Raw genomic sequence first — 12,748 nt, 5'->3', positions numbered from 1 at the left:
ATCCTGCTTTATGATGGGCCGCACATTAACCAAAGACCGGGCAGAAGCGGTTACCGTCCAGCCGATTGAATGCCTCCGCTCATCTTCACCCTTCATGTATCGAATATCCCATGTCATCAGATGTCTCCTGGCGCGCGATGATCGCGCCATACCTGAAACCGGATACGCGTCTTGCCTTGTTTCAACTGGCGACCACCCTGGTGCCGTTCATCGCGGTGATGGGGCTGATGCTGGTGGCGCTCGACCACGGGTATTGGGCGGGCATGCTGTTGTTTCCGATCGGCGGCGTCCTGCTGTTACGTCTGTTCATGTTTCAGCACGATTGCGGCCATGGCTCATTTTTTTCGCGGCGCTGGGCCAATGACGCGGTTGGCCTGCTGCTCGGCGTGCTGACGCTGACGCCCTATACCGCGTGGCGCGCGTCGCACGCGGTTCATCACGCGCATACCGGTAATCTGGACCGGCGTGGGGTCGGCGATATCACGACGCTGACGATTGCGGAATATCAGGCTTTGCCGCGCTGGCGGCGGCTGCAATACCGGTTGTATCGCCATCCGGCCGTGCTGTTCGGGCTCGGACCGGTGTGGCTGTTTCTGATCAGCAACCGCATCCCCACCGGCAATCCGCGGCGCCGCTGGCGGGACTGGCTGAGCGTGCTCGGCACCAACGCGGCACTCGCGGCCATGCTGGTGACGCTGATCGTGACCTTGGGTCCGATCGCCGTGCTGTGCGGGTGGCTGCCGGTCACGTTGCTGGCCGCGACCATCGGGGTCTGGCTGTTCTATATCCAGCATCAGTTCGAGGATGCGTATTGGGAATCGCGGCCGCAGTGGGATTTTCAGACCGCCGCACTCGCCGGTGCCTCGTTCTATGATCTGCCGCGCGTGCTGCACTGGATGACGGGCAACATCGGGTTTCACCACATCCATCACCTGTCGAGCCGCATTCCGAACTACCGGCTGCGCGCCTGCCACGAGGCGAACCCGGCGTTTCAGCAGGCGCCACGGCTCACCTTCCGGGCCAGCCTTAAATGCGCCCGCCTGGCGTTGTGGGACACGGAACGGCGCAAGCTGGTGCCGTTCGGTTCACAGGCCGGCTGATCCGCCGATCGGGCTACGGCGCGGGGAGGCGCAGCGTCACGACCGTACCCGGCAGCGCATCGCGCGGCCGGTCGGGGCGGGGCGAGGTTGCGGTGATCGTGCCGTCCATGACGTCCACGAAGGCGCGCGCGATGGCGAGGCCGAGGCCGGTGCCGGGGGCAATCCGGTCGCCGCGGGCCGCGCGGAAAAAACTGTCGAACACATGGGGCAGGTCGGCGGCATCGATGCCGATGCCTTCATCGGCCACCGACAGGGCGATCATGCTGGACTCAAGCGCGCTGCGGATGGTGATCGACGAGCCGTCCGGCGCATATTTGATCGCGTTTTCGAGGAGGTTGACGACAATCTGTTCGAGCAGCGCCGGATCGGCCAGGACCGTTCGCGCATTGCCCGGCAGATTGACCGCGGCGTGGAACGCTTCCGGCACGCGGGCGATGGCGGCCTCGATCAACGCGGTGAGGTCGACGGCTTCACGGCGGGCGACGATCTCACCGGTCTCGATCCGCGCCATGCCGGTGATGTTGGCGAGGAAGCGGGTCATCCGGCCGACGTCCTGCACGATGCTGGCGAGCAGATCGGCGCGGATGGACTCGTTCAGACTGCCGGCTGAACCGGCGAGCGTTTCGGCGGCGCCCCGGATGCTGGTGAGCGGCGTGCGCAAATCATGCGACAGCGACGAGAGCAGCGCGGTGCGCAGCTTCTGGGTGGATGCCTGGGCGTTGGCTTCGGCAGCGCGGGCGGCGAGGCGCAGCCGTTCGGTCGCCATGGCGGATTGATCGGCCAGCGCGGCCAGCGCCTGGGCCAGGGGTTCGGTGATCGGCGCCCTCGGTTGCACGCCGAGCACGCCGAGCACGCCGGCTTCGGTCGCGAGCGGCAGAAAGCGCCAGGGCACGGCGGGCAGGGTGATGGTGCCGGCCCCGGTGGCGACGCGATTGGCATAGGCGAATGCCGCGGCCGCCTGCGCTGGTTCATCGAGTTGCGGGTCGACGGCCAGCGTGTTGCGCACCGCCATCAGCAACACGGCGCGGTCGGCCAGGGCGGCGGCTTCGGTTTCGATCGCGGTGCGCAGGCTGGTCTCGTCGACGGCCCGGCCGAGGGTGCGGCCGAACAGCGCGACGCGCCGCAGCGCATCGACCCGGCTGCGTGCCGCTTCCGCCTCGACCCGCACGCGCCCGGCGAGCGAGCCGGTGAGCAGGCCGACCGCGAGGAAAACGATCAGCGCCACCACGTCGCGCGGATCGCCCACCGACAGGGTGAAGACCGGCGGCAGAAAGAAGAAATTCCACAGCAGGAAGCTCGCCACGGCGGCAAACAGGCCGAGGCGCCGCCCATACCGGCTTGCGATAACCACCACGATGCCGGTGAAGACGAAACCCATGGCATCATGCGGCACCTGATCACGCAACAGAAATCCGAGTATGGTGGCCAGCGCCATGCCGCCCAGGCTGATCGCGTAGGGTGTGAGGCTGGCGCGCGGCTTGGCCGATTTCGGTACGGCGGGCCGGGCCGCGGGATCGGGCACGACATGCAGCGAATAGGCGCGCGCCCGCCGGCCGAGCCGGGCCGAGAGCGCGCGTGGCCGCCAGAGGCCGGCGGGTCCGCGCGCGACGACGATATGCGCGACATTGTGGCGCGCGGCCGCATCGAGCGCGGCGGCCGCGGCATCGGCGTTGGTACTGGTCTCGACCGTGCCGCCGAGCTGAATCGCGAGGTCGAGGGCGGATTGGACACCGCCGCCGACTTCGGTTTCCGCGTGAAAGGCGAGCAGGGGCGCGCGGAGCGCATCGGCCAGGCGGGCCGCGTGGCGGACGATTTGTTCGGCGGCGGGACCGGGTTCGACCACCGCCATGACGCGTTCGGCGGCGGGCCAGGGACCTGCGATGGCGCGGGCGCGCATGTAGCTGGCGATGTCGCGATCGACATGCTGGGCGACCCGCCGCAGCGCCATTTCGCGCAGCGACGCGAGATTGCCGGCGCGGAAAAACCCATCGAGGGCGCGGCGGGCGAGATCGGGCCGGTAGATGCGGCCCTGTTCGAGGCGGACGCGCAATTCCGCCGGCGGCAGATCGATCAGTTCGATTTCCGAGGCGAGGCCGAGCACCGTATCCGGCAGCGTTTCCGCCACGCGCACGCCGGTGATGCGGGCGACCTGATCGTTCAGGCTTTCCAGATGCTGGACGTTCAGCGTGGTCCAGACATCGATGCCGGCTTGCAGCACATCCGCGACATCCTGCCAGCGTTTGGTATGGCGCAGGCCGGGCGCGTTGGTATGGGCGAGTTCATCGACCAGCAGCAGACCCGGGCGCCGCGCGATCGCGGCATCGAGGTCGAACTCCGCGAGCACATGCCCCCGGTATGGCACCTGCCGGCGCGGCAAAACCGGCAGATCGCGGAGCTGCGCGGCGGTTTCGGCGCGGCCGTGGGTTTCGATCAGCCCGGCCAGCACATCGACGCCTTCGTCGCGTTTCTGTCGCGCGGCGACGAGCATCTCCCACGTCTTGCCGACGCCGGGGGCGGCACCGAGAAAGATTTTCAGCCGGCCGTGATGCTCGCTGGCCGCCGCCGCCAGCAGGGCGTCAGGATCGGGCCGGTGGTCGGTATCCGGGGATGCCATGGGCCGCGATCATGGCGCGCCGATGCGGCTCAAGGCAAGGTTGAGCTTCAGGACGTTGACATGATCGGTGCCGATGACGCCGAACAGGCGGTGCGCCGCGAGGCGGTTGACCAGTGCGGTCACTGTGGCGGCCGGCAGTTTGCGCGCGGCGGCAATGGCGGGCGCCTGGCGTAGGGCGTTTTCGAGCGAGATGTCGGGATCGAGGCCGGAGCCGCTGGTGGTCACGGCGTCATCGGGCACCGGGCCGGGACCATAGGTCTTTCGATAGGCAGCGATGCGGGATCTGACGCGGGCGATCATGCCCGCGTTGGTCGGGCCTGAGGATGAGCCGCCGGATTCCGCGGCGTCGTACGGGGTGGCGATGGTCTTGCCCGCGGCATCGGTGCCGGTCAGGGCCGAGGGACGCGGGGTGAACCAGGTGGGGCCGGCGAAACTCTGACCGATCAGCGCGGAGCCGATGATCTGACCGTTGCGTTCGAGCAGGCTGCCGTTGGCCTGGAACGGCAGCACCGCCTGGGCAAGGCCGGTGAAGGCGGCGGGTAGCGCGACACCGAGCACGAGGGTGAACAGCAGGACGAGCGAGAGCGCGGGGCGGATTTCACGTCGCATGGCGATGGTCCGATCAGGTAAAGATGTGAAAGGCGGTGAGGATCATGTCGATCGCCTTGATCCCGACGAAGGGGGCGATGATGCCCCCGAGGCCATAGACCAGCAGGTTGCGGCGCAGCAGCGCGGCCGCGCCGACCGCGCGGAACGTCACGCCGCGCAAGGCGAGCGGCACCAGCACCACGATGATCAGTGCATTGAAGATCACCGCGGCTAGAATCGCACTTTCGGGCGAGGTCAGGCCCATGATGTTGAGCGCCTGCAGACCCGGGTAGGGGGCGACGAAAATCGCCGGCAGGATGGCGAAGTATTTCGAGATGTCGTTGGCGATCGAAAAAGTCGTGAGCGCACCGCGCGTGATGAGCAATTGTTTGCCGATTTCGACGATTTCGATCAGCTTGGTCGGATCGCTGTCGAGGTCGACCATGTTGCCGGCCTCGCGCGCGGCCTGGGTGCCGGTCTGCATCGCGACGCCGACATCCGCCTGGGCCAGGGCCGGCGCATCGTTGGTGCCGTCGCCGCACATCGCGACCAGGCGGCCTTCCTCCTGTGCCTTGCGGATGTAGCCGAGCTTGTCCTGCGGCGTCGCTTCGGCGATCACGTCGTCCACCCCGGCTTCGGCGGCGATGGCGGCAGCGGTGACGCGGTTATCGCCGGTGACCATGATGGTGCGGATGCCCATGCGGCGCAGATCGGCGAAACGCTCCTTGATGCCGGGTTTGACGATGTCCTTGAGTTCGATCGCGCCGAGCAACCGGCCGTCGACCGCCAGGGCGAGCGGCGTCGCGCCGGCGCGGGCGATGCGCGAGACGGCGTCGGTGAATGCGGCGGGCGGTGGGCTGCCGGTGAGCTGCAACACCGAGTCGACCGCGCCCTTGCGCCAGGATCGGCCGCCGGCATCGATGCCGGAGACGCGCGTGTTGGCGCTGAACGGCACCAATGTTGCGGTCATCGGCAGTCCGGTTTCGATCTGATAGCGGTCGCGCATCAGCGTTACGATCGAGCGGCCTTCCGGGGTTTCGTCACCGAGCGATGCGACGGCCGCCGCCTCGGCCAGCGTCCGCTCATCGACGCCCGGCACCGGATAGATCGCGCTGGCCATGCGGTTGCCGAAGGTGATCGTGCCGGTCTTGTCGAGCAGCAGCGCATCGACATCGCCGGCGGCTTCGACGGCGCGGCCCGATGTGGCGACCACGTTGAAACGGATCAGACGATCCATCCCCGCGATGCCGATGGCGGAGAGCAGACCGCCGATCGTGGTCGGGATCAGGCAGACGAACAGGGCGGCGAGCACCGCGATCGACAGATGGGTGTGCGAATAGGCGGCAAATCCAGGGAGGGTCGCCACTGCGATCAGGAAAATCAGGGTCAGGCCGGCGAGCAGGATATCGAGCGCGATCTCGTTTGGTGTCTTGCGCCGTTCGGCACCTTCGACCAGGGCGATCATCCGGTCGAGGAAGGTCGAGCCCGGTTCGGCGGTGATGCGGATGACCAGGACGTCCGACACTAGCTGCGTGCCGCCGGTGACGGCCGAGCGATCGCCGCCGGCTTCGCGGATCACCGGGGCGGATTCGCCGGTGATTGCACTTTCGTTGACGCTCGCGATCCCTTCGATGATGTCGCCATCCGAGGGGATGATGTCGCCGGCTTCGACCAGGACCAGATCATCCTTGTGCAACTCGGGCGCGGGGGTTGGTTTGAACAGGGTGCGGTCGCGCGGATCGAGGATCAGCTTGGCCATGGTGTCGGACCGGGCGCGCCGCAGCGCATCGGCCCGCACCCGGCCGCGGCCCTCCGCCACGGCTTCGGCGAAGGTGGCGAACAGCACGGTGATCCACAGCCAGACCGCGATGACCAGCGAGAAGGCCGCAGGCTGGCCGATGACCATTTTGTGCAGACCCACCACGGTGACCAGCAGCGCGACGATTTCGGTGGTGAAGATCACCGGATTGCGGATCAACCGGCGCGGGTCGAGTTTCACCACCGCATCGCCGGTGGCGCGGCGCAGAATGGCACGATCGAACAGACCGATCGTATCGGCTTGATGGGACATGGTTTTTCTCTGTGTCAGAAGGTCTTGCCGGAGAGCATCAGGTAATGTTCGGCGAGCGGGCCCAGCGTGTCGGCCGGCATGAACTGCAAGCCACCCAGAATGACGATCACGCCGATCAGCAGGCCCGTGAACAGCGGCCCATCGGTCGGGAAGGTGCCGGTCGATTGCGGCAGTTTCGGCTTCAGCGCGAGCGAACCCGCGATTGCCAGGACCGGGATCAGCACGGCGAACCGGCCGAACAGCATGGCCAGACCGAGCCCATAGTCGAGCAGCGGCGTATTGGCCGACAGGCCGGCGAAGGCCGAGCCGTTGTTTTCGGTGGCCGAGGTCCAGCCATAGAGCATCTCGGTCAGGCCATGCGGCCCGGCATTGGCGAGCGAGGCGAGCCCGGAACCGGTCAGGAGGGAAAATCCGGTGCCGGCGAGGATGAACAGCGTCTGGATCAGGACCGCCAGCATGGCGAGCTTGATCTCTTTGGATTGCACCTTCTTGCCGAGGTATTCCGGCGTGCGCCCGACCATCAGCCCGGCGACGAACACGGCGAGCAGCGCGAACAGGACCATGCCGTACAGACCTGAGCCGACGCCGCCTGGCGCGATTTCACCGAGTTGCATCAGAAACAGCGGGATCAGGCCGCCGAGCGGCGTGTCGCTGTCGGTCACGGCGTCGACCGCGCCGGTCGAGGTGCCGGTGGCGGCGGTGTTGAAGGTGGTTGATTGCGCGATGCCGAAGCGGATCTCCTTGCCGACCATGTTGCCCGGGCGGGCCATGATGCCGGCGTGGACCAGGATGGGGTTGTTGGCGGCTTCGGCGGCGTAGTCACCGGCCATCGCGAGACCGAGGATGAGCGCCATGGCCGTGAACAGGGCGATGCCTTCGCGTCTGCGCCCGATCAGATGACCGAAGGCGATCGGCAGGGCGAAGCCGATCACCAGCAGCAGCCAGATTTCGAACAGGTTGGTCAGCGCGTTCGGGTTTTCAAACGGATGGGCCGAATTGGCGTTGAAGAAGCCGCCGCCGTTGGTGCCGAGTTCCTTGATCGCCTCCTGCAGGGCGATCGGGCCACGCGCAATGGTCTGCGTGCCGCCGGCCAAGGTATGGATCGTCGCGAAGCCATCGAATGTCATCGGGATGCCGGCGACCAGCAGCAGGATTGCGGCGATCAGCGCGACCGGCAGCAGCAGATACAGGGTGATCCGCACGATATCGACATAGAGATTGCCGAGTGTCTTGAGGCCGCCGCTGGCGAAGGCGCGCATCAGTGCGGCCGCGACCGCGATGCCGGCGGCGGCGCTGATGAACATATGCACGACAAGGCCGAACATCTGCGCGCCGTTCGAGATCATGCTCTCGGGCGCGTAGGCCTGCCAGTTGGTGTTGGTGGTGAAACTGGCGGCGGTGTTGAAGGCGAGCATCGGCGCCATGCCGGCGATGTGCTGCGGGTTGAACGGCAGATAATATTGCAGGCGCAGGATGGCGTAGAGCAGGATGAAATGCAGCGCGCTGAGGATCAGCAGGGCGACGGCATAGGCCGCCCAGGTCATTTGACGCGTCGGATCGATGCCGCAAATCCGGTAAATGCCGGTCTCGACCGGCGCGAGCAACCGGAGTCTGCCCTCGAACAACCGTGCCATATAGGCACCGAGCGGAAACGCCGCGCCGAGCACCAGGACCAGGACGAGGGCGATGTAGAGACTGCCGTGGGTGGTCATGTCAAAAATCCTCGGGCCGGACCAACGCCCAGACCAGATAGATCGCAAGGCCAAGCGCCACGGCGCCGGCCAGTACCAGTTCGACCATGTGATCAGACTTTTGCGCAGATCGTTACGTAGGCGAAGAACAGCGCAAAGACGGCGGCCGTGAGCAGGATCGGGATACTATCGGACATGTCGGGCTCCTTGTTTCCATGCGGCCGGCAAGGCCTGCGCGCGATTGATCGCTGCGCGGGCATGTGGCCGAGGCACTCACCATCGGCGGTTGCGCATAAAAGCGAGATGCTGATTTTTCGTCCGCCGCATTAAATCCGCATAAAATTTATCGCGTTTCGGTTTGGCCCGTGACCTAGGCAAGCGAATTGAGATGTCTGGACAGTTTCAATATTTTTTACTAAAAATTTAATGTTGTAAAAATTTTCTTGGACAAAATGTCGTTTTTGATACAACCTAGGGCGGCACATCCTTGAAGTGTGCTGCTGGCGTAGACTCCCTTGGCATAGAAAGGTTTTCATCCTGATGGCGCTCGCTGATCAAAGATCCGTGCCACCAACCGAACGCAATATTGTTAAGAGAGCTTCGACCAAATCGACGGACAAACGGCCGCTCGTTATCGCGGGCGAGACGGGGCCGGATTTCAATGTGGCCGATCTACCGGTTCGATTCTCGCCGGTGGCCAAAGAGGCCGATGGCAATCAAATCCCGGATTTTGTGTTCCGCCGACATTATTACGTCAATAAATATCCAGACATCAAAGACATCGTGAAATCGAACCCGCTGTTTGATGTCGAACGCCATTTCTGGGAGTTTGGTGCGGCGGAAGGGCGGTTGCCTTCACTTGAGTTCGATCTGCACTATGTCCGCCATCGCCTTGCGCGGTCGTTCTCGCTGCATGTCGCCGGACAAACCGCGGTGCGCGCCTACTTCGATCTGCCCGAGAGCGAGCGGTTCGTTCCGAACACATGGTTCAATCCGTGGGCGTTCGTGAAACTATACAAAACCCGCTTTCCACAGATCGTCAACCTGAATGCCTATGAGCTCTTTCTGTTCTACATCGACATCGTCGGGAGCGAACGGGTCTCGCCCAATGGCGTGTTTTCCGAACCGGATTATCTTGCCGCCAATCCTGAGGTTGCCGCAGCGATTGAAGCGGGCCGCATCACTTCGGGGTTCGCCCATTTCGCCGAAACCGATGAAACCGTCCGGCCGGGAACGCTGCCGGATTTCGATATCGACAATCCTGATCCTGCGGAGGCTCGCCGGGCCGAGCGAAGCTTCGTTCTTGCGGAAAGCCAGGCGATCGGCGATCGGCTCTGGTGGTTCGACGAACATTTCTACCTGACCGTCTATCCGGATGTTCATACGCTTAAACGGCATGGGGTCATCCGGTCAGGTCTCGACCATTTTCTTGTTGTGGGCGATGCGGAAGGCCGGTTGCCGCATCCGGCGCTTGCCGATGTCGCGACCCGATCGCGCGATATTCCCCTGCGAACGGCGCTGGCGGGCCGGCCGCGTGCCACGCGGAAGGTCAGTCTGGCGACCGCTGCTGAAACGGCATCGGTACTCTATCGGCAACCGGCGGCTGCCGGGCGGGCGATTATCGATGAATCATTGTGGCGGGTTACGGCACCGGCGAAGGTCAATGCGCAGTTCGATGCCGAAGGTTACCGGCGTGCCAACCCTGATCTGCATGACTATCCAACCGACGCGGCGCTGGAGGGTCATTGGCGCGACCACGGCCTGCGGGAACAACGATTGGCGCCGGGCACCAATCTATTCGCGGCGCGGCCGTTGCATCTCGAGGATCTGGGACGATTCGAAGTCGGTGGTGTCAATTTGTTCGGCGCGCTTTCGGCGCCGAGCGGTCTCGGCGCCGCGGCGCGCGGCTACCGGGACGCCATGCGCGCCGCGGGCATCACGGTCGATGAATACGACGTGACGGGCGCGACGCGGCCGGGCGGTACGTTCGACCTGTTCGACCCGACACGGTTACGATTTGGCCATAATTTTATCTGTTTGAACCCCGATCACGTCGCGACGCTGCTCGATAGTTACGGAAGCGCGCTGTTTGACCACCGGATCAATATCGGCGCCTGGGTCTGGGAAATGCCGGTCTCCCGCCCGGAGTGGAATGCTGTGCTGGGTGCGTTCGATTTGATCATAACGCCCAGCGTTTTCTGCAAGGACGCTTTCGCTGCGGTCACTGCGCGGAGCATCGAAACAATTCCCTACGTGGTCGATCGTGCGGCTTTGCTGGCGGAGCGGGACCGGGCTGAACCCTCGCATTGGGTGAAGGCAATCCAAAGCGCCAAAAAGGCGCGACGCCAATCCGACCGGCCCCGGACGGTGGTGCTGTTCGTGATGGATGCGTCATCCTACACCGCGCGCAAGGGTATTGATGTATTTCGGGCGGTCGTCCAGCGTGTCACGGCACAGGCGCCTGGCGCGTTCCTGTTCGTCTTGAAAACCCATTCACGCGACACCGGGGGCGGCGAACTCGAGGATATGCCCGCGGATACGATGGTGATCGATGCGGTGCTCGACCGCCCCAATCTGCTGATGCTGAAGTCGGCCGCTGACCTTTATATCTCGCCCCATCGCAGCGAGGGCTTCGGGCTGAATATATTCGAATCGCTCGTGCTTGGGGTGCCTGCGCTGGTGTCGGATTACGCCGGTGCGACCGAGTTGCTCGGTCCGGATTATCCGCTGCTCATTCCCGGCCGAAGGGCCGAAGTCGGCACCGAACGTGGACCGTACCGGGCCCACGCGATCTGGTTCGAGCCTGATATTGATGCGATCGTCGCGACTTTGTTGCAGTTTCCCAAACGGGATGCCCGCGCGCGTGCGGCCCTCGTTGAGACCTGTCGCGCTGTCGGGGACGTTTTATCGGCGGCGACTGTCGGCAAGGCGTTGCGCGACCTGCTTGAACAGCGATGTGCCTTCGGCCTCGATGTCAGCCGCTTTCTGCCGGTCATCACGTCGCCGCGCGACGAAACCCTTGCCCTGCCTCATATCATGTCTGGTCGAACCCCGCCGCGGCACGTGGCCGAAGACCTGGTACGGCCGCAATTTTCGATCATTACCCCGACCTACAATACCAATCCGGTCTGGCTTGAAGAGCTTTACGCCGATTTGTGTGCGCAGACGGTTTCGAATTGGGAATGGTGCATTACAGACGATCACTCGAGCGATCCTGCAACGCTTGGCGCGTTACGTGAGCTTCGACGGCGCGACAGCCGGGTACGAGTGATATTCACCGACCGTAATGGCGGTATATCGGCGGCGACCAATCAGGCGGTCATGCTGTCGTCGGCGCCATATGTCGTCATGGTCGATCACGACGATCGGATCGCGCCACGCCTTCTGGAATCGTATGCGGCTCGCATCGCGGCGGCGTCCGCACCGGATCTGCTCTATTGCGACGAGGACAAGATCTTCCCGGATGGCCGGCGCGGCGATCATTACTACAAGCCCGATTTTGCGCCGGAACATCTGATGAGCGTGATGTACGTGCTTCATTGTCTATGTGTACGAAAGTCGCGGTTCCTGGAACTCGGCGGCTATCGCAGCGCATTCGATGGCGCACAGGACCATGATTTCGCGTTGCGTGCCGCCAGTGCGGGGGTGCAGTTCGACCATGTTCCGGCGCCTTTGTATCACTGGCGGATGGCTGATGGGTCGACCGCCGTAACATCCGCGGCCAAGCCGCAAGCGGAATCTGCCGGTCGCAGGGCGGTTGCGGAACATCTGGAACGTCTTGGCGTCCGTGGCACCGTCGAGCCAGGCGTCTTTACCGGCAGTTATCGCGTGCGCCCGACGTTGCCGGGCGAACCTGTCACGCTGCTTGTCCTCACCCGCTTTGCCCAGCAACCCGCGGGGGCCGGAGTGAGACGCGTCTGCTACGCCGAACGTTTTGTCGATACGATCTTGAAATATACTACACGCGCCGAATTCAGGCTGGTTCTGGTGATCGATGAAGGCGGCGAGGCTATGGCACAGGTTCTCGCCAAGCGCGATCGCCGGATCGATGTGCTGTTGCACCGCCGCGGCGGTGCGCCCTTCAATTTCGCGGCAAAGGCCAATTTCGCGGTGGCGTCGGCCACAACCGAACGGGTGGTATTGCTGAACGATGACATGGAGGCGCTGGAGGAAGGCTGGCTCGAGAGCGTGCTTGAACCACTGGAACTTCCCGGTGTCGGCATCGTCGGTGGTCGGCTGCTGTATGCTGACGACACCGTGCAACATGCTGGGATCGTGCTCGGCCTGCATGGCGCCGCAGGTCACGTGTTCTGTGGCACCGAGGACACCTATATCGGCTACAACGGCTTTACCCATGTGATGCGCAATTACGCTGCAGTGACCGGTGCCTTCATGGCGTTCCGGCGCAAGCTGTTCGATCGGATCGGGGGATTTGACGAACGTTATCCGATCGATTTCAACGATGTCGATTTCTGTCTGCGTGCGCTCGAAGCGGGCCAGCGCGTTGTCTACACGCCGTTCGCGCGCTTGCGCCATTTCGAATCGCGGAGCGCACCACGTAACGCGGCCGACTCGGTGGATACTGAGCGGTTTTCCCATCGCTGGCGAACGATCATAGCGCGCGACCCGTATTATAATCCGAACCTGTCACGGCGCTCCAATCTTTGCGAACCGGCGTAAGAGC

Annotated in this window: 7 protein-coding genes; 2 read left to right on the top strand and 5 right to left on the bottom strand. The window is 64.3% G+C overall.

Going from position 1 to position 12,748, the window contains the following annotated elements; genetic code table 11:
• Nucleotides 1-110 precede the first annotated feature (110 nt).
• A complete protein-coding gene (locus AruPA_RS00720) occupies nucleotides 111-1,100 on the top strand; it encodes a fatty acid desaturase (RefSeq protein ID WP_265634202.1) in 990 nt (329 codons plus the stop codon).
• 13 nt (nucleotides 1,101-1,113) lie between these two features.
• Here the strand turns inward: AruPA_RS00720 and AruPA_RS00715 are convergent, their stop codons facing one another.
• Genes AruPA_RS00715 through kdpF form a run of 5 tightly spaced genes read right to left on the bottom strand, consistent with a single transcriptional unit; the run spans nucleotide 1,114 to nucleotide 8,173 of the window.
• Nucleotides 1,114-3,714, bottom strand: coding sequence for a DUF4118 domain-containing protein (locus tag AruPA_RS00715; protein ID WP_265634201.1), 2,601 nt, complete (start codon nucleotides 3,712-3,714; stop codon nucleotides 1,114-1,116).
• A 9-nt stretch (nucleotides 3,715-3,723) separates the two neighbouring features.
• Nucleotides 3,724-4,323 carry a potassium-transporting ATPase subunit KdpC gene (gene kdpC / locus AruPA_RS00710; protein ID WP_265634199.1) on the bottom strand — a complete coding sequence of 200 codons (600 nt, stop codon included), beginning with the start codon at nucleotides 4,321-4,323 and terminating at the stop codon, nucleotides 3,724-3,726.
• Between the two features lie 13 nt (nucleotides 4,324-4,336).
• Entirely contained in the window at nucleotides 4,337-6,373 is a 2,037-nt protein-coding gene (kdpB, locus tag AruPA_RS00705; RefSeq protein WP_265634197.1) for a potassium-transporting ATPase subunit KdpB, read from the bottom strand.
• A 14-nt stretch (nucleotides 6,374-6,387) separates the two neighbouring features.
• A complete protein-coding gene (gene kdpA / locus AruPA_RS00700; protein ID WP_265634196.1) occupies nucleotides 6,388-8,085 on the bottom strand; it encodes a potassium-transporting ATPase subunit KdpA in 1,698 nt (565 codons plus the stop codon).
• Nucleotide 8,086: 1 nt separating this feature from the next.
• A complete protein-coding gene (gene kdpF, locus AruPA_RS21745; protein WP_408858564.1) occupies nucleotides 8,087-8,173 on the bottom strand; it encodes a K(+)-transporting ATPase subunit F in 87 nt (28 codons plus the stop codon).
• A 554-nt stretch (nucleotides 8,174-8,727) separates the two neighbouring features.
• Between kdpF and AruPA_RS00695 the strand changes: the two genes are divergently transcribed.
• Nucleotides 8,728-12,744, top strand: a complete 4,017-nt coding sequence (locus AruPA_RS00695; protein ID WP_265634195.1) for a glycosyltransferase — start codon at nucleotides 8,728-8,730, stop codon at nucleotides 12,742-12,744.
• The last annotated feature ends 4 nt before the right edge of the window (nucleotides 12,745-12,748 follow it).

Origin of the sequence: Acidiphilium sp. PA (assembly GCF_026191915.1) — a bacterium.
GTDB lineage: Bacteria > Pseudomonadota > Alphaproteobacteria > Acetobacterales > Acetobacteraceae > Acidiphilium.
This window is presented reverse-complemented; position numbering and strand designations above follow the sequence as displayed.